The 16,688-nt window shown below is 39.0% G+C and carries 17 protein-coding genes; 5 read left to right on the forward strand and 12 right to left on the reverse strand.

Annotation, left to right across the window (positions count from 1 at the left end; translation table 11 throughout):
* The first annotated feature begins 3 nt into the window (after nt 1–3).
* Both F4W09_RS12210 and coq7 read left to right on the forward strand, forming a co-directional pair.
* Nucleotides 4–1,323: an MFS transporter gene (locus F4W09_RS12210; RefSeq protein WP_151504959.1), complete on the forward strand. Its 1,320-nt coding sequence runs from the start codon at nt 4–6 to the stop codon at nt 1,321–1,323.
* Nucleotides 1,324–1,327: 4 nt separating this feature from the next.
* Entirely contained in the window at nt 1,328–1,963 is a 636-nt protein-coding gene (coq7, locus tag F4W09_RS12215) for a 2-polyprenyl-3-methyl-6-methoxy-1,4-benzoquinone monooxygenase (RefSeq protein ID WP_044740395.1), read from the forward strand.
* 68 nt (nt 1,964–2,031) lie between these two features.
* On the opposite strand, the gene F4W09_RS12220 is transcribed toward coq7, so the two are convergent.
* From F4W09_RS12220 to F4W09_RS12240, 5 genes are all read right to left on the reverse strand, one after another.
* Nucleotides 2,032–2,556, reverse strand: coding sequence for a COG3650 family protein (locus tag F4W09_RS12220; protein ID WP_151504960.1), 525 nt, complete (start codon nt 2,554–2,556; stop codon nt 2,032–2,034).
* Nucleotides 2,557–2,621: 65 nt separating this feature from the next.
* Nucleotides 2,622–3,071, reverse strand: coding sequence for a 2-amino-4-hydroxy-6-hydroxymethyldihydropteridine diphosphokinase (locus tag F4W09_RS12225; protein ID WP_104442023.1), 450 nt, complete (start codon nt 3,069–3,071; stop codon nt 2,622–2,624).
* Entirely contained in the window at nt 3,028–3,408 is a 381-nt protein-coding gene (gene folB / locus F4W09_RS12230; protein ID WP_044740393.1) for a dihydroneopterin aldolase, read from the reverse strand. Before folB ends, F4W09_RS12225 begins: the two co-directional genes overlap by 44 nt.
* A gap of 83 nt (nt 3,409–3,491) precedes the next feature.
* Nucleotides 3,492–4,790 (reverse strand): ABC1 kinase family protein, encoded by a 1,299-nt coding sequence (locus F4W09_RS12235; RefSeq protein WP_151505004.1) that lies wholly within the window; start codon nt 4,788–4,790, stop codon nt 3,492–3,494.
* 48 nt (nt 4,791–4,838) lie between these two features.
* Nucleotides 4,839–5,582 carry a HesA/MoeB/ThiF family protein gene (locus F4W09_RS12240; RefSeq protein WP_151505005.1) on the reverse strand — a complete coding sequence of 248 codons (744 nt, stop codon included), beginning with the start codon at nt 5,580–5,582 and terminating at the stop codon, nt 4,839–4,841.
* Between the two features lie 260 nt (nt 5,583–5,842).
* Here F4W09_RS12240 and F4W09_RS12245 point away from each other — a divergent pair, with 260 nt between their 5' ends.
* The gene (locus tag F4W09_RS12245; RefSeq protein ID WP_151504961.1) at nt 5,843–6,322 is read left to right on the forward strand and encodes a Csu type fimbrial protein; all 480 of its coding nucleotides are present in this window, start codon (nt 5,843–5,845) and stop codon (nt 6,320–6,322) included.
* Here F4W09_RS12245 and F4W09_RS12250 read toward each other — a convergent pair.
* The 7 genes from F4W09_RS12250 to F4W09_RS12280 all read right to left on the reverse strand — a co-directional run bounded on the left by F4W09_RS12250 (nt 6,319) and on the right by F4W09_RS12280 (nt 14,963).
* Complete coding sequence (locus tag F4W09_RS12250) at nt 6,319–7,332, reverse strand: Csu type fimbrial protein (protein WP_151504962.1); 1,014 nt, start codon at nt 7,330–7,332, stop codon at nt 6,319–6,321. The two genes, F4W09_RS12245 and F4W09_RS12250, sit on opposite strands and share 4 nt — an antisense overlap.
* Nucleotides 7,323–9,701 (reverse strand): fimbria/pilus outer membrane usher protein, encoded by a 2,379-nt coding sequence (locus tag F4W09_RS12255; RefSeq protein WP_151504963.1) that lies wholly within the window; start codon nt 9,699–9,701, stop codon nt 7,323–7,325. The genes F4W09_RS12250 and F4W09_RS12255 overlap by 10 nt, the downstream gene beginning before the upstream one ends.
* A gap of 6 nt (nt 9,702–9,707) precedes the next feature.
* Nucleotides 9,708–10,433, reverse strand: a complete 726-nt coding sequence (locus F4W09_RS12260) for a fimbrial biogenesis chaperone (RefSeq protein WP_151504964.1) — start codon at nt 10,431–10,433, stop codon at nt 9,708–9,710.
* A 33-nt stretch (nt 10,434–10,466) separates the two neighbouring features.
* Nucleotides 10,467–10,937: a Csu type fimbrial protein gene (locus tag F4W09_RS12265; RefSeq protein WP_044740387.1), complete on the reverse strand. Its 471-nt coding sequence runs from the start codon at nt 10,935–10,937 to the stop codon at nt 10,467–10,469.
* A gap of 198 nt (nt 10,938–11,135) precedes the next feature.
* Nucleotides 11,136–12,779, reverse strand: a complete 1,644-nt coding sequence (locus F4W09_RS12270) for an AMP-binding protein (RefSeq protein ID WP_151504965.1) — start codon at nt 12,777–12,779, stop codon at nt 11,136–11,138.
* A 195-nt stretch (nt 12,780–12,974) separates the two neighbouring features.
* Entirely contained in the window at nt 12,975–14,111 is a 1,137-nt protein-coding gene (locus F4W09_RS12275) for an acyl-CoA dehydrogenase (protein WP_044740385.1), read from the reverse strand.
* An 81-nt stretch (nt 14,112–14,192) separates the two neighbouring features.
* Nucleotides 14,193–14,963, reverse strand: coding sequence for a 3-hydroxyacyl-CoA dehydrogenase (locus tag F4W09_RS12280; RefSeq protein WP_044740384.1), 771 nt, complete (start codon nt 14,961–14,963; stop codon nt 14,193–14,195).
* Nucleotides 14,964–15,103: 140 nt separating this feature from the next.
* Between F4W09_RS12280 and F4W09_RS12285 the strand changes: the two genes are divergently transcribed.
* Nucleotides 15,104–16,123 (forward strand): AraC family transcriptional regulator, encoded by a 1,020-nt coding sequence (locus tag F4W09_RS12285; RefSeq protein WP_151504966.1) that lies wholly within the window; start codon nt 15,104–15,106, stop codon nt 16,121–16,123.
* A gap of 176 nt (nt 16,124–16,299) precedes the next feature.
* Nucleotides 16,300–16,650, forward strand: coding sequence for a hypothetical protein (locus tag F4W09_RS12290; protein ID WP_016166392.1), 351 nt, complete (start codon nt 16,300–16,302; stop codon nt 16,648–16,650).
* Nucleotides 16,651–16,688 lie beyond the last annotated feature (38 nt).

Genomic DNA, 16,688 nt, shown 5'->3' on the forward strand with positions numbered 1-16,688 from the left:
GTCATGGAAAAAAAAGAACATCTTTTAAGCACTCGTCGTTTTTTACCGATGTTTATGACTCAGTTTTTAGGCGCATTAAACGACAATGTTTATAAACAAGCCTTGTTGTTGGTGATTACCTATGGATGGATTAATCAGCAAAGTGCCAATGTAAGTACACTCAATAACCTTGCAGCACTATTGTTTATTCTCCCTTACTTCATTTTTTCAGCAACAGCGGGACAAATTGCTGACAAATATGAACGTGCGCGCTTGGTGCGCGGTATTAAAATTCTTGAAATCATTATTATGTTGATTGGTAGTGCAGGTTTTTTGCTTGGACATTTATGGCTATTGCTACTCGCGCTGTTCCTGATGGGCACGCACTCTACCTTTTTTGGCCCTATTAAATATGCAATCTTGCCCGAAATATTAAAACCAAATGAATTGATGTCGGGGAATGCCTTATTTCAATCGGGTACTTCAATGGCTATCTTAATTGGTATGATTTTGGGCGGTGCTGTTATTTCTGCTTCAGATGGTAATTTACTCTGGATTAGCTTGACGATCGTTACGATTGCGATTCTGGGTTACCTCTCTAGCCGTTTTATTCTTAAGCAAAATGTCACCACACCTGATTTAGAAATTGATTGGAACTTTTTCAGAACCAGTTTTCAAACATTAAAGTATGCAAAGAGCATTCCGCTCATTTATTTAGTGCTATTGGGGAACTCTTGGTATTGGTTTTACGGAGCAACCTATTTAACTCAAATCCCACAACTAACGCAGCAAAATTTACATGCATCTGAAAATGTCGTCAGTCTTCTATTGACCTTTTTCTCTGTAGGAATCGGGATTGGTTCATTGTTATGTCGCAGAATTGGTGGCACAGAAGTTAATTTAAAAATGGTTCCAATTGGTGCCATTGGCTTAACGGTATTTGCCTTATATTTGGCTGCCAGTCTCGCTTTTGTTCCCGTACGCACAGGGGAACTCCTACATCTTGCCGATGTATTCCAGCAAGGTTGGAGTTATTACCATGTCATGTTGGCGGTTACTCTACTTGGAATTAGTGGCGGTTTTTACATTGTTCCACTGTATGCCATGATGCAAGCGTATTCACCTCGATCACACCGTGCACGTGTTGTTGCTGCAAACAACATATTAAATGCGGTGTTTATGGTCAGCTCGGCTATTTTTTCTATTATCATTTTAAGTATTTTAAAAATTGATATTAAAATACTGTTCTGTATTACCGCTGTACTTAGTGCAATATTTAGCGTTTGGCTATTGGTTCGTTTAAAACCACTAGTCAACACAGCTCAAGTCTCTTTAGAGGATTAACCCTATGCGTCACTATACGGGCATTGATAAGCTCATTAACTCTTTTGACCAAGCACTTCGCAGTCTCGTGCCAGGGACGACAGCAGCTCAGCGAGAAAATCCTGCTGTTCCAGAAGAAACGCAATTGGCTGTAAGTGAAGCACGTCATGTGGCAGGACTCATGCGTGTCAACCATAGTGGTGAAGTATGTGCTCAAGCGTTATATCATGGGCAAGCTCTCACGGCTAAACTGCCGAATGTCCGCCTTGAAATGGAAAAAGCGGCTCTTGAAGAGCAAGATCATTTAGCATGGTGTGAAGACCGCTTAAAAGAACTCGATAGCCACACCAGTTTACTCAATCCTATCTGGTATAGCTTGTCTTTTGGTATGGGGGCACTCGCTGGTATTGCTGGTGACAAATACAGTCTAGGTTTTGTGGCTGAAACTGAACGCCAAGTCAGTCTGCATTTACAACATCATATTAGTCAACTGCCTGCTCAAGATAACCGTTCACGTAAAATTTTAGAACAAATGAATGAAGATGAGCTGCATCATCGTGATACAGCGCTCAATGCTGGTGGTGTAGATTTGCCTATGCCTGTTCGCATGACCATGACCGCCATTTCAAAACTCATGACTAAAACCAGTTATTTTATTTAACTGACTCAATATATTTTGCAGTAAAAAGCAGTGCCAAATGACACTGCTTTTTACATTTTCAAATTTCGTTATTGAATTAGAACCCTGTTTCCACTTTGTTGCAAGTTACCTGTATATTTAGGTTCTAGTGAAGGGTTAGCTGGATAACTTCGACCATTAAATTTTAGAATGACTTGTCCCGAACCACGTGAATAAACCGACAAATCTGACCAACCTTGCGTCTTACTATTTAAAACCACAATGGGTACATCAGCTACGGTCATTTTACTGTGGGGCTGAAATTTATCACGACTCATGCCCTGATAAACCAATACTGTACATCCGCCTGAGCCACACCAATTTGTACCTTTCAACATCACAATCGCATCTTGAATACTATCTTGATTCAAATCATAGAATGCATACTGATATAAAGGCTGTTCCTGAAGAGACAAATAGACGGCTTGTTTGAGCGCATGCAGCATCGTTTCATCACCAGCCAAATCCGTTGTTGAAATTGGTGGTGTCGTTTGTGTATTTTCCATAGGAGTATTTGAGCTACATCCCACGACTAGACCACTCAGCAGTGTACATAGAAAAAAATGAATTTTCATAACAGCAAATCTCTTACAGCTGATTCAATGTTCATTTTAAAATAGTCAATGAAACAGCCTCGTTTTTATATGTTAATAACTTCTAGACATTTAATTGTAGGGAACTCATGTTTTGAATCCTCAAAACTTGGATGTGACCAAACATCCGCCATCGGAATTTTCACATCGAGTGCTAAAGGCATTTTTTTAGGGTTAAATTGCATCTGCTCTAATGACATTCCCCATGCAATCAGATCAACATCCAATGATATTTGATGAGATGGACGAACACGACCTGTATCTGCTTCCCATTGCTTTAATTGTGCAATAATTTGCTCAGGGGTTAATTTTGAATGTAATAGGCAAGCTGCATTCCAATAGTCTGCCCCTACACCATCACGGCATGGAATCACATAAATTTTAGAAAACTCAACCACACCAAGCCCACATATCTGATGATAGGCATAACGAAAATTGTGTTGGGAATTAAGATTACTCGCCAGTGCTAAGGCGTAAATCGTTTCGGTGGCGTTCAATACGAATTCCTACAGAATTGGCTTCTGCAATAATGGCAGGCTTACGAATCGTAATTTTAATCGATTCTATCGCAGGATAGGTAGAAAAAAGCGCATTAAGTACCAATTTTGCAGCATGTTCAATTAATTTAGGCTGAGCTTTTTGGATCACTTCTGCAGAAATGCTACAAATTTCAGCATAATTTAATGTGTCTTCAAGTTCATCCGAACTGGCTGCTGCTTCTAAATCAGCATGAATGGTCAAATCTAACATTAAAGGTTGAATGATCTGTCGCTCCCAATTAAAGCAACCTACCACGGTATTCACCTTTAAGCCTTCAATGACTATCGCATCCATAAAACATGATCCTTAAATCTCAAACTATTCATGGCTTAATGGCTTTGCCTTTTAGCCATGAATAGATAATAGAAATTTGAATATTAATTTTTCAACATCAAACTTGGATCGATAGTTTGCACCATTTGCAAACGTTGGTCTGCATAAATATCAGTATAAGGTGCAAGGACGCGCATAAATCGATCAAAATACAGCATTTGTTTGAACAATAAGGCAAAATCACGTGGGAAGCGGATACCATGGCGCTCACCAACAGCAACCATATCCATCATAATGTCATTTAAGTCCGCTGGGTTAGAACTCAAAATTTCTTGAGGATCTGCCAACAAAACTCCACTAAATAGTCGTTCCAAATCTACAGCTAAAACCTGAGTATCAATAGCGACATCAGTCATCCCCATTTTGAGCATGTTCTCTGCCATGAGCTTATAGTCTGTCCGTTGCAATGCATCCATAAATGCCATACAAGCGGTCCAAACTTCAGGTTTCAACTGCCCCACAATACCAAAGTCGATAAAACCAATACGTCCATCTTCGAGTAGCATTAAATTGCCTGCATGCAAATCTGCATGGAAGCTATTACACATCATTAGACTACCAAACCAAGTATTCATTGCTGTAATCAGAACTTGCGATGGATCTTTAGAATATTTTTTTACCACTTCAAAATCAGTCAGAGGTACACCGAATAAACGTTGCATCGTCAACACGCGACGGGTTGAAAACTGATGATAAACTTTGGGTGCAGTTGCAGCTTTATTATTCGTCACATTCAAATAATTGACAAAATCATCAATATTTTGGGCTTCTTCAATAAAATCAACTTCACGAACCATACGGGTTTTAATTTCATCGACAATGTCTGCCAATGAAGCAAATTTAACTTTGGGTACTGCTTTTTCCAAAATTTTGGTGGCCCAGTGCAAGACATTCAAATCGGTATAGAGAATTGTTTCTACACCTGGTTTTTGAACTTTGAGTACGACATCTTCACCCGTAACCAACTTTGCAGCATGTACTTGTGCAATTGAAGCAGATGCCAGCGGCTTTTCCTCAATTGAAGCAAAGATTTCATCTAAATTTCGACCAGCAAATTCAGAGGCTAAAACATGTTGAACATAGCTAAACGGTAAAGATGGCGTCTGGTCTAAGCAACCTTGAAATTCTTCTACAAACTCACGAGGAAATAACGATGGTGTACTTGCAATAAATTGCCCAAGCTTGATATAGGTCGAACCTAAATCTTCAAAAGTTTCACGCATTAATTTGGCATTACTTGGCTTTTCAGTTGCATATTTAAAGCCAGCCTTTGCCGCAACAACTGCGGTTTCCCCCATACGGGCAACGGAACGCAGTCCATCAAGCCAGATATTATTTTTCATCATATTTAAATGTGGTTAAAAATTCATAGTCGTGAGTTTAACAAAAAATTAAGACTCTAAGGTCGATCTTGCCTGACAGTCTGAACAATTTTGGTCTCTCTCAAATGCCAAGATTCGCTGTTTCATAGTTAAACCATCCCAAAGTAACAGTTTCTGAAGTAATGGCATACGGTTTAAACCTAAGTACAATAAAGCATGATGCGCTTGCAAACTGGCCATCACATTCGGCGTGGTCGAAAGCACCCCCGAATCGGCACAGCGTAGACCTTCATTACTGTGCTGTTCTTTAGGGAATAGGCAGTTATAACAAGCTGAATCCCCTTCAATCATGAATAATTGCCCTTGAAAACCAATGGCTGATGCACTAATCAAGGCGACATTCAACTGTTTACAAGTTTGGTTGACCAAATATCGTGTGGTGAAATTATCGCAACCATCAAGCACTAAATCTTGTTCACTGACCAATGATATGGCATTGGTTTCATCAAGTTTGGCGACATGATGTTCAACCCGAATATGTGGATTTATTTGAACTAAGCGCTTTGCCAGAATCTCTGATTTATAAAAACCAATGTCCGATTGAGTAAATGCAATTTGTCGCTGTAAATTACTGATCTCAATATGATCTGCATCAATTAGGGTTATTTTACCAACCCCTGCACGTGCCAATAACTCTGCAACTGTACAGCCAATTCCACCACATCCTACAATCAGAACATTCGCTAATTTTAGTTTTTCTTGTCCATCTAAATCCCAACCTTCTAACAAAATCTGTCGGCTATACAAATGCATTTCTTCGTCTGTTAATTCCAGATCATTCTCAGGTACTAAATTCACTGCTCTTCCGTTGAAGGGGTTATGACTGCTGGTCAATTATAATGGATAACTTGGCGTTGCCGACTAAATTTTATTACACTTGATAAGTGACTTAGTGCACTAATTCAGCATTATTAAGTTAAAATATGAACAGTTACCACGTCTAATTTCGGACGAAGTTATTTATTTCAGGTATGCTGAAATAAAACGTATAAATGTAAAAAAACCCGCACGTTATGAAATTATATTATTCTGCTTTTTTCGTCTGTACTCTAGCAGCAGCATCTGTTTATATTTATGCTGCGCAACAAGACTCAACTTCATTTAATGTCAGCATCACCATTAAAGAGATGTGTAATGTCACAACAGGAAATGGAACAGACTTAGATTTTGGTACAGTCAGTCGTGCATCGAATCCCAATATGAAAAGTACTCACCTTGCTGTAACTTGTACACAAGGTACGCCTTATAATATCGCTCTACAAAGTCAACGAAAGATGACTTCCACTGAAGTCAATAATGTCAGTATTCCCTACAACCTCTATCAAGATGCCAATAGAACTACTCTTTGGGGAGCTGAAGCTCAAAATGCTTATCGCAATATAGGTACAGGTAGAACACAAACCCTGCCAGTGTGGGGCACAATAAATCAATCCGATACAGATGTACCTGCTGGGGTTTATAGTGATAAAGTCACTGCTGTGATTACCTATTAATAAGTTAATGTGACCGTGATGGTATCTTGATATTCTCCTGGCGGAACACTCAAGGTACTAGGTGGAACTTTACCATAAATTTGAATCGTTTGCGTCCCATTCGTCCCTGTCCCCTGTGAAGTATTCATACTATTCCAAGACTGCTTATAACTCACATCTTGGTAAAGATCATAGGCAATGTAGTCTGCACCATTTCGCATACGGCGAGTTTTACCATCATAATTCAGCCCTTGATCCAACCCTACCTTCCATGTTGTATTGAGTGGGCAAGATAAACTGACAATTGTACTACTCATAACCCCTTTAGATAAATCATCAATATGCCCAAAATTTAAGTCTGAGGCTGCCATAAGGTTGCAACTATTTTCATAGTTGGCAGTTACGCTTAGGCTATTTGATGTTTGATTTGAAGATTGCTTTGCCATCACATCTTCTGTAGTTGGCTGTTTCTCTTCGCTAAAGCCGTACAATAAGGTGACCGCAACATCATTATTATTTCTAAAACTACCTGCGGTGACATTTTGACCCGAATATACTCGTCCATATAAAGGCAAATCGAATACTTTGGTATTTTGATTGACTGATATGGTTTTATAAATACACTGTAGCGTTGATAAATCAGCTTTAGTATCAATACGTTTCGTTAAAGCAGCATCATAAAACAGGTCATAAGATAAATAACTCTGTGGCCAAGTGGAATAATTAACCATCAAACGTCTGTTATTGAGTAAACCCAATCCACCTGCTGTTGCATATGGGCACAATGCAACATTCACCGTTTGTTTATGGCCATATTGATTACACGTTACTTGCCAGTTGGTGTAATTACTTTTACCGTTACTCGAAACGGAACCAAAATTCAAGGCTGGACCTGACAGCCAACAACTTCCCGTAGCTGCATGTACAGAAGAACTCAACAAAGTCGTACTAAAAATGATAATGACTGCAAATAGGCTATATAAACTCAACGCTCGAATTATTGTTTTCTGAGAGAAAAGACTTACTGACATTGTACGCTCCCCATATCCAGAAAGCCGTATTGTTGACTAAAATCTGGTAGAACCACATTACATACTTGTCCATCTTGCTCTACATAAAGTTGTTGCGATGATGGATTTTCGAGATAGATCATTCCGTCACGTCCCACAATCGTGTGTTCTGTTGACTCCAAATTCGGCAAAGTATCTTGTACCCAAACACGACTACCCATTTTTATTGGAATACCTTGCGGATCTGTTACGCTCAATTGAATTGCACGCATTTTATAAATAGGAAATTGAATCACCACACCGCTAGCGTTATATGGCACTGCATCTATACGTGTAGTTTCAATTTTATATTCCAATGGCAAGTCTAAGGTATCAATCGAAATATCATTATGTTGATAGGGATTTAATGTATCGATGAGCATTAAACCCTTTCGATTAGTTTTACCAACCACTCGATTTTCTAAGCGAACTGGAATGTCAGAAACCCCTTCGGTCGAAACCACAGCAAAAGAGTTAAGCGATTGTCTCATTGGGAACACTGACTTTTCCATCATCACCAAACTGCCTCGGGCAGAACCGACCACTGTAGTATAGCCTTCCGAATGAGTTTTAGCGCTTTGTAAACCGACATCCCATTCACCCGTCTGCGTTTCACGCTGAATCTGCCCTTGTACGCTATAGTTGTTGTTATCACTAAACTCAAGATTTGTTTGCCAACCCCAATCATCTTCGTTCTGTATTGCTGTTTTACGAATATTGGCAGAAAACTTATTTCGGTCGGCATCCTGCTGAGCATTTAAGGTCGCATTGACCTGACGATCCAAAGGTATATTTAAAGAGAGAAAGAAGGTGTTTTCTTGTTCATTTAAATTTCGAGTCATATTTAAAGTTAAATATTTCTTTGAAGGAAAGTAGTAAGACCAGTTAAAAACCAAATATTCATTTTCAGAATTCTGATTTTTTTGTGCTACATAACTTCCACCAAATTGACCATAATCTGTATTTACACCTAAGAAAACATGATCAGACTGCTTAATATAACCATAACCTAGAGCACTAGCTAAATCACCAAAATCACCATCACTTTTTTGATGTTGTAGAGAAAAATTCACATAAGGATTGTTCCACTCATAACCTACAGCATAAGATTGCCCTAAGTTTTGATTGAGATCGCTATAGCTATAAGCCCCATTGATTAGGCCCCAAGTATTTGGCAAACGGTGGATGACACCAAATCCTGCCAAAGCGACATCACGTGAATATTCAGCATGACTCTCAATAGTCGTATTATTACTTAAACCATGCCTTAATGTTGCATTTACTACAGGATCATCTGAATAGCTAAATGATTTAACTGCATAATCGAGCTTATGGACCCCCAAATTAATTTCCCAATCAATCAAACCTTTTTGCAACAATTGTGAAGTACCAAATAATGAGAAATTTACAACTCGCTGCTGACCATTTAAATCGGTTATGAGAAGCTGTGCATTACCTGCCCCAGTAATAGAGGGTGATGCTTGTATATCGAATTGCCCAGGAAGCACATCACTGGTACTTTGTTGTATACCATTAATTAATAAATCAACTGTCGAAGGTACAAGCACTGAACCTTTAAAGGACTCCAGTGGTGATGTGACTTGATATGGTTGTAAACTGAAATTTTTAGCTATTTTGATTCCCGAAATACGTGTTGAACGCGTCCACTCTAAAGCACGAGATTGACTATCACCGAATGTCAAAGTAATTGCTTGATCAGCAAAATCTTTTTGCCAATAGGTATCTAAAATTTGGCTTGAAAGTTCATTCGTCGTTTTGGTTTTTGTATAAGCATGGTTGGCAGAAATACTGAATGTATTCCCTGTCCCTATACCAAATAACCGCAATTCATTCCATCCACTTAAAGACCAGACATCTTCTGTAGCTTGAGAATAAAGATCATAATTAAACAATAGACCTGGCTTAATCTGTGCAGGATTAACTTTGGCAGGCGGAATTTGCTCGTAGCCCAAAGTGGTACGTGCTTTTAAAACTTCAACAGGTACAGTGAGTTCAATGTTCTGCTCTGCTGAATTATATTGATAACTAAGCCCTTTAATTTGGGATAAAGCAACGAAACCTGTGTAACCTAAAGCATCCACAGCGTGAATGCTTAACTGTAATTCTTGTAGTGTTTCTCGAGAAATTAATAAATCTTGTGGTGTCTGAATAAAATGCCCATAGACTGGACTAGATGCCTGATTCAATACCACACTTAAATACAGTTCTTGCTGATCAACAACATCAGAACTAGGGTGAATCATCTCATTTGCCAGAGTGACTTGTGCATGTAATGAAGATGTGCATAACAGAGCTCGACATAGAGCAAAACGGTAAACAAACTTGTTCATCACCAATTATGGAATAGGTAATGTCTGAGCTAAACCATCGGCATTTATTCGCGCTTCAAACTTCCCGTTAGGCTGCATTTGTGCATGAGATGGAATATCCCACTGCATGGTTTGACCATTCAGAACATATCCTACTAACCCCTGAATTAACGGTACTTTTTCACCATTTGGGTTGATATAACTTAATTCACTTAAGCGAATATGGCTTTTACCATTATTCTGGACACTAAGCTTTTGATTATTATAATTAAAGATGACTTTATCAAGTGAGGTTAAGCCACTTTTAGATGGTATTATTTCCATCGGTTGAACAAATACAGGAATAGAATATTGTAATAAAAGTTGCAAACCAGTTTGTTGATTGCCATGACTTGAGTTCGGAAGTTCATCAATCAATAATCGATAAGTCTGCTCTTGCACTGTATTCTGCACATTCATGCTTAATACACGAATCAATTGACGGTCACCTGCTTTTATTTCAGTTATTGAAGGACTGGCGACCAAATCTCTTGAAGCATTCAGTTGATCTTTGCCTGCTTCTTGTGTCCAACTGAGCACTCGTGTTTGTGCACGAATCGGTTGATCACTAGTGTTCGTTAACCAAATCTCTTTGGCTTTTTCACCGGTGGAAAATGTCACTGAAATAGGTGAAACTTGCAAACTCGCAGCCGAAAGATTGAATGAACAAAGTGAAACAATAGCTGCACAAATACTTGGAATAAATTTGTTCATATATTGCGTCACTCTATTTATTCTACTTCAAACTTAGTAAGTTACTGTCGCAACCACTGTATCTACATAGTTACCCGCTTCAACGTTCGTATCGCCTGCCAATTTAGCATAGACAGGAATTGCTTGGTCTTTACCACTACCTGTTTTACCTAATAAATTGATTGCATCCCATTCTGTTTTACGTGCTGCATCTTGATACAATTTGTACGGAACTTTACTGGTTGATCCAGTATTTGTATTCTGCATTGCACCTGTACCAGCTAAGGCAATTTTATAAGGTGTATTTAATGTACAAGTCACATTCAATTGACCCGTAGCAGTACTATCCGTACTGCTTGAGCGATCAACAGCAGCAAATACCACATCATCTTTAGAGGTAAATTTACAAGATTCATTAACCGTAATCTTTACTTGAAACTGAGTTGTATCCGTTCCTGCAGCATGTGCAGCAATAGAAGAAAATGCAAAAGTAGCAATAACTGAAGAAAGAATGATTTTTTTCATAAACAACCCCAAAAAAGTGACTTATGACACAGTTACACAAGAATGTTTGGCATTATATCGTTCATTTATTGTCTGTAAAGGCTTTTTACAAATTTTAATCACATGAAAAATATTTTTAAATTACTTGAAAAATAGAGTAAATGATTAAAAAAACGCCCCGTAGGGCGCAAGAGCAAAATTAGTTGAGTTTAAAAGGTATTAACATGCGTGCTGTATTTGCTGTAACGCAATCTCTTGTTGTTTTAAAAGATTCCGTTGGATTTTACCACTCGATGTTTTAGGTAGACTTTGTACAAATTCAATTTCTTTAGGATAAGCATGTTTTGATAAGCGAGAACGAACATATTGCTGTAATTTTTGATTCAAATCTTCACTCGGCTGATATTGCGGCTTCAAGACAACAAATGCTTTCACAATTTCAGTACGTTCTGGGTCTGGTTTACCAATGACAGCAGACTCCAGCACTTCCTCACACTCTAATAATGTACTTTCCACATCAAAAGGCCCCACACGATAGCCTGACGTTGTAATGACATCATCATCACGTCCAATAAAATCTATACCGCCATACTCATTCAGTTGAACCATATCACCCGTCAAATAATAGTTACCGACAAAGGATTTACGATTCTGCCCATCATAGCCCTTAAACCAGAATAAAGCGGATTTAGAACAGTCGATTGCCAAAGTCCCTACTTCTCCCTGTTTTACTTCCTGATGCTGTGCATTCAGGACTGCGAAGCGATGCCCAGGGATGGCAAAGCCCGCAGAACCCACTTTTTTCGGATGTGCTAATGCATGATGATTCGCAATGACCATTCCAAGCTCTGTTTGGCCATATTGATCATAAATATTGACGTCTAAATCATGGTTAAACCAATGAATCACTTCTGGCGTCAGTGGTTCACCAGCACTACTTACTACACGTAAATGTTGTTTAATTGACGCATTAAATTTCTCTTTGAATCCAAAGAACATTCGAAAAGCAGTCGGTGAACCTGTCAAATTAGAAACCTTATGTTTTTGAATCACTTGAATGGCTTGATCTACATTAAATGCACGCTCATCCATAATAATGCTATGACCTAAACTGAGCGGACCAGTAATGCCATAATACAAACCATAAGCCCAACCTGGATCTGCCAGATTCCAAAAAGAATCTTCGTCACGTAAATCTACAGCATGAGTCATATATCCCTTAAATGCTAAAATCGCACGTAATGGTACTGGAACCGATTTCGCCAAACCTGTCGTACCTGATGTAAACATCATCAAAAAGTCATCATCAAAATCCCGCATTACCGCAGGACATTCTGCATCTTTCGCATTAAGTTCTTGCCAGAAATCTGCATCGGTTTTAAGACTGTGTTTATCATGATGTACAGTCAAAATTTGAGCAATATGAATATGATTCAGCTTAGACCGTTGTTCAGAATTGGTCACAATCAGTTTTGTTTTAGCAACCTCAATACGATGCTCAATGGCCTTAGACTCAAATGCAGTAAATAAAGGCTGATAAATTGCACCAATACGCCAAGTTGCTAGAACAGTAATCAGTAATTCAGGGGTACGTGGCAAAAGCCCTGCAATACAATCACCTGCCTGAATTCCAGATTGCAAAAAATAGTTTGCCAATTTACCTGAAGCTTCATTTAACTGCTCAAAGCTCCAACGCTCTGATTCACCCTGTTTACCTTCCCAGATTAAAGCCGTTTTATGTTGTCCTAAATAACGTGCACAACATTCAACATAAGCATTTATGGCTTGTGGAGTTCCGACTAAATGATCTTGAATTGCTTTTTCAAGACTAAATTCTTGATGGGCTTCTACTAACGTCTTCATGACTTGAACCTCTTCCTGATACAAAGCATCTCGCCTTGTTGCTTAGCTTTTATTGTTTTCCACAATCTATTCTAAAATAGGGTGATCTGTACTTAGCTAATCATGCCTTGATGGATGCATCAATTTCCAAATCCATCAATCTGATTGCTGTTTTATGCACATCAAGAACAAGACATCTTTGATGTGCATAATGGCTTAAATATGAGTAATTTCTCGGGCAATCAACAGTCTTTGTATATCGGATGCACCTTCATAAATTTGGCTAACACGCACATCTCGATAAATACGTTCCACTGGAAAATCATTTACATAGCCATAGCCGCCATAAATTTGAATCGCGTCGGAACAGACTCTTTCTGCCATAGTAGATGCAAACAATTTGGCCATTGAGGCTTCTTTTAAACAGGGCTGTCCAGCATCTTTTAAACTTGCAGCATGCAAAATCAGTTGTCGTGCTGCTTCAATTTGTGTGGCCATGTCGGCTAAACGGAAAGCCACAGCTTGATGCTGTACTAACTCTACTCCAAAAGCCTTACGTTCATTGGCATATTCAATAGCCGAATCTAAAGCCGCGCGAGCCATACCAACTGACTGCGCCGCAATACCAATACGACCCGACTCTAAGTTGGATAATGCTATCTTGTAACCTTGCCCCTCTTCACCCAATATATTTTCCGCAGGAATTCGGCAATCCTCAAACACAATAGTGGCTGTGTCTGAACAATGCTGCCCCATTTTTTCCTCAATTCGCGACACGATATAACCTGGGGTATCCGTTGGCACGAGGAAGCAAGAAATGCCTTTTTTCCCTGCGGACTTATCCGTCACAGCAAAAACTATTGCTAACTGTGCGTGTTTGCCTGTGGTAATAAACTGCTTTGTTCCATTCAAAACCCATGTATCACCATCACGCTCTGCACGGCATTGCAATGCCCCAGCATCAGAGCCTGCCTGTGGCTCAGTTAAGCAAAAACAGCCTAACCACTCTCCTGTTGCCAATTTTGCTAGGTATTTCTGCTTTTGTTGTTCTGTACCATATTTGTAGGTAATACCACATGGCAATGAATTTTGAACACTGACAATTGTGGAAATTGCACCATCACCTGCTGCAATTTCTTCAAGCGCCAAGACCAGTGATACATAATCCAGACCTGCACCACCCCATTCTGGCGGTATGGTCATACCCAACGCACCGAGTTCACCTAACTGCTTTAACTCTTCGGCAGGAAATTGCCCAGTTCTATCACGCTCAGCCGCTGTCGGTTTCAGTTGTGTCTGTGAAAAATCGCGCAACATCTCCTGAACCATTTTTTGTTCATCATTTAAAATCATGTAAATACTCTTATCAATTTTCTATTCTTTCTTTTGCACATCCCAATTGTACAAACTTATTATCTATACACGTATTTAGCTTTATTTTGGTGCCATACGAATCGCACCATCTAGACGAATCACTTCACCATTCAAATACGTATTTTCAACAATGTGCCCAACCAGACTTGCAAATTCTTCAGGTTTGGCTAAACGTGGTGGAAACGGCACCATTTGTCCCAAAGCATCTTGTACATTTTGCGGCATACCTTTAAGCATAGGCGTTTCCATAATGCCAGGTGCAATGGTCATTACACGTATCGCATTCCGTGCCAGTTCACGTGCAAGCGGTAAAGTCATAGCCACAATTGCACCTTTTGATGCCGAATAAGCTGCTTGACCAATTTGACCATCGTATGCGGCAACGGAGGCTGTATTAATAATCACACCTCGATCTTCTTCGTCGTTTTGTAATTCATACTTCGCCATCAATTCCGCAGCAAAACGAATCATATTAAAGCTACCTGTGACATTCACTTCTAGGACTTTTTGAAACATCGCCAAGTCATGTAAACCATCACGCCCTAATATTTTTGCTGACGGCGCAATGCCAGCGCAGTTCACCAAGCCATTCAGTTGACCAAAGTCCTGCTCCACATTTAAAAAGAAAGACTTCACGGTTTGCTCATTGGTGACATCTAAAGGATAGAACTTTGCATTTTCCCCTAAATGTTGTTTTAAGGCATAGCCTAGTTCTTGATTCATATCGACAAAAGCAACACGAGCACCTGCATGAACCAGATATTTAACTGTGGCCGCACCTAAACCTGAAGCACCACCTGTAACGACAAAAACTTTATTTTGAATTTTCATTTCCCTGTCCTATCTTTTTGAAAGTTCATACTCGACTTTAGCTGCAGAGTAAACACTGTCAAGCTTGAGTACAATTTCCAAATATTGCATTCTTAATGATGGATTTGGACAGTGGAATGTCTGGAGATTTGGATTTTTACATGCGTGAACCACAATTAAATTTCGATAAAGGCAGTATTTCGATGAGTCTAGTACAGGAAGCTGTACTTTCTGCGCATCATCAAGGACACAATATTCAGGAAATATTACACAGTGCAGGGATTCACGCAGAATTAATGCAATCCAATAAGGCTCGTGTATCTACTTCACAATACGCACAACTTTGGATTGAACTGGCTAATCGTATGAACGATGAGTTTTTTGGTATGGATCACCATGCTTTACGGCGTGGCAGTTATCAATTTATTTCTAAAGCTGTTATTCAGAGTGAAACCATTGAAAAAGCACTGAAAGATATATTAAAGTTTTTTAATTTAGTGTTGGATGATTTCCAAAGTGAATTAATTCTTGAACAGCATGTTGCACGTATTATTATTCATGATAAAAAGCAGCCAAAGCGCATGTTTAGTTATGCAACCTACCTGATGTTAATTCATACTTTAATGTGTTGGTTAGCCAGTCAACGTATTCCCCTCAACTCAATCCAACTCAAGTGTGAAAAACCTTTAACAGATGAAGATTATCGCATTCGATTCTGTTCCAATATTGCCTATTCTACTCAGCAAAATGTCGTCGAGTTTGATCGAGACTATTTAAAGATCAAAATTAAACAAGATAAAAAATCGTGGTATGAGTTTATTTCACAAACGCCACACAATCTCTTGGTCCGCTTTAAAAATCCACATGCACTCAGTACCCAAGTACGTAAATATCTACTTCAAGCCCCACCCGCAGAATGGATTGAACTAAATGTACTGGCACAACAACTTAATATGTCAGAGGCAACCGTACGCCGCCGACTGAATAGTGAAGGTTGTAATTATCAACAATTAAAAAATGATATTCGTCGTGATACAGCAATAGAACTTTTAACTAAAACTGATAAACCCCTGCATGAAATTAGTGATGAACTGAATTTTCATGACCCAAGTGCTTTTCATCGTGCCTTTAAAAAATGGACTGGACTGAGCCCTGGTGCTTATCGTCAATCCAAAGAATAAGCACGCTCACAACGAAATGATAAAGCCATAACTTTTTTATTACTGCTCAGTCATCTAGATTGAATTGCAAATTTCGCCATATTAGTATATTTTTCACTCAATTCTAAAGCATAACTTTATGCTTATTTTCGGCTGTCCTCCTCCTGTTTTATCACCTTAACTTAAAGGTAAACATTATGTTTAAGATGATTGATGTACTAGATCAAAATCTCGTGCAAAATTTTACCCATTCTCTAAACTCCCCAACTGAATTAGATGAATTATTCTGTCAAAGCTTGTTGAATGTTTCTGAAATTGAGCTACAAAATGTGATTGCCCAATTTTTCTCGCAACATGATGCTATGGCAAAAGCAAAGGCACTCGAACTGAGTGATGAAGCTATTCTGCGCTTACGTACAGGTGAGAACCTAACTCAAGGCACAACGCTTACTCATACCTCTAAAATTGTCGCACTCTGTCTGGCAGAAGAAATTGATGCATTATCGAAAGTTGAGATTTCCGAAATTTCATCAGACTATTTCGTTTAATACATTATTTTAGCTATTAGAATGAACTGGAAAAGACG

Source organism: Acinetobacter tandoii (assembly GCF_008867985.1).
Taxonomy (GTDB): domain Bacteria; phylum Pseudomonadota; class Gammaproteobacteria; order Pseudomonadales; family Moraxellaceae; genus Acinetobacter; species Acinetobacter tandoii.

What these genes read in the sequence shown, in the direction of transcription:
- F4W09_RS12220 (WP_151504960.1), bottom strand. Translation starts at nt 2,556, where the DNA reads ATGAAAATTCATTTTTTTCTATGTACACTGCTGAGTGGTCTAGTCGTG.
- F4W09_RS12265 (WP_044740387.1), bottom strand. Translation starts at nt 10,937, where the DNA reads ATGAAAAAAATCATTCTTTCTTCAGTTATTGCTACTTTTGCATTTTCT.
- F4W09_RS12260 (WP_151504964.1), bottom strand. Translation starts at nt 10,433, where the DNA reads ATGAACAAATTTATTCCAAGTATTTGTGCAGCTATTGTTTCACTTTGT.
- F4W09_RS12275 (WP_044740385.1), bottom strand. Translation starts at nt 14,111, where the DNA reads ATGATTTTAAATGATGAACAAAAAATGGTTCAGGAGATGTTGCGCGAT.
- F4W09_RS12255 (WP_151504963.1), bottom strand. Translation starts at nt 9,701, where the DNA reads ATGAACAAGTTTGTTTACCGTTTTGCTCTATGTCGAGCTCTGTTATGC.
- F4W09_RS12285 (WP_151504966.1), top strand. Translation starts at nt 15,104, where the DNA reads ATGCGTGAACCACAATTAAATTTCGATAAAGGCAGTATTTCGATGAGT.
- F4W09_RS12240 (WP_151505005.1), bottom strand. Translation starts at nt 5,582, where the DNA reads ATGCATTTGTATAGCCGACAGATTTTGTTAGAAGGTTGGGATTTAGAT.
- F4W09_RS12245 (WP_151504961.1), top strand. Translation starts at nt 5,843, where the DNA reads ATGAAATTATATTATTCTGCTTTTTTCGTCTGTACTCTAGCAGCAGCA.
- F4W09_RS12290 (WP_016166392.1), top strand. Translation starts at nt 16,300, where the DNA reads ATGTTTAAGATGATTGATGTACTAGATCAAAATCTCGTGCAAAATTTT.
- F4W09_RS12270 (WP_151504965.1), bottom strand. Translation starts at nt 12,779, where the DNA reads ATGAAGACGTTAGTAGAAGCCCATCAAGAATTTAGTCTTGAAAAAGCA.
- F4W09_RS12210 (WP_151504959.1), top strand. Translation starts at nt 4, where the DNA reads ATGGAAAAAAAAGAACATCTTTTAAGCACTCGTCGTTTTTTACCGATG.
- coq7 (WP_044740395.1), top strand. Translation starts at nt 1,328, where the DNA reads ATGCGTCACTATACGGGCATTGATAAGCTCATTAACTCTTTTGACCAA.
- F4W09_RS12250 (WP_151504962.1), bottom strand. Translation starts at nt 7,332, where the DNA reads ATGTCAGTAAGTCTTTTCTCTCAGAAAACAATAATTCGAGCGTTGAGT.
- F4W09_RS12235 (WP_151505004.1), bottom strand. Translation starts at nt 4,790, where the DNA reads ATGAAAAATAATATCTGGCTTGATGGACTGCGTTCCGTTGCCCGTATG.
- F4W09_RS12280 (WP_044740384.1), bottom strand. Translation starts at nt 14,963, where the DNA reads ATGAAAATTCAAAATAAAGTTTTTGTCGTTACAGGTGGTGCTTCAGGT.
- folB (WP_044740393.1), bottom strand. Translation starts at nt 3,408, where the DNA reads ATGGATGCGATAGTCATTGAAGGCTTAAAGGTGAATACCGTGGTAGGT.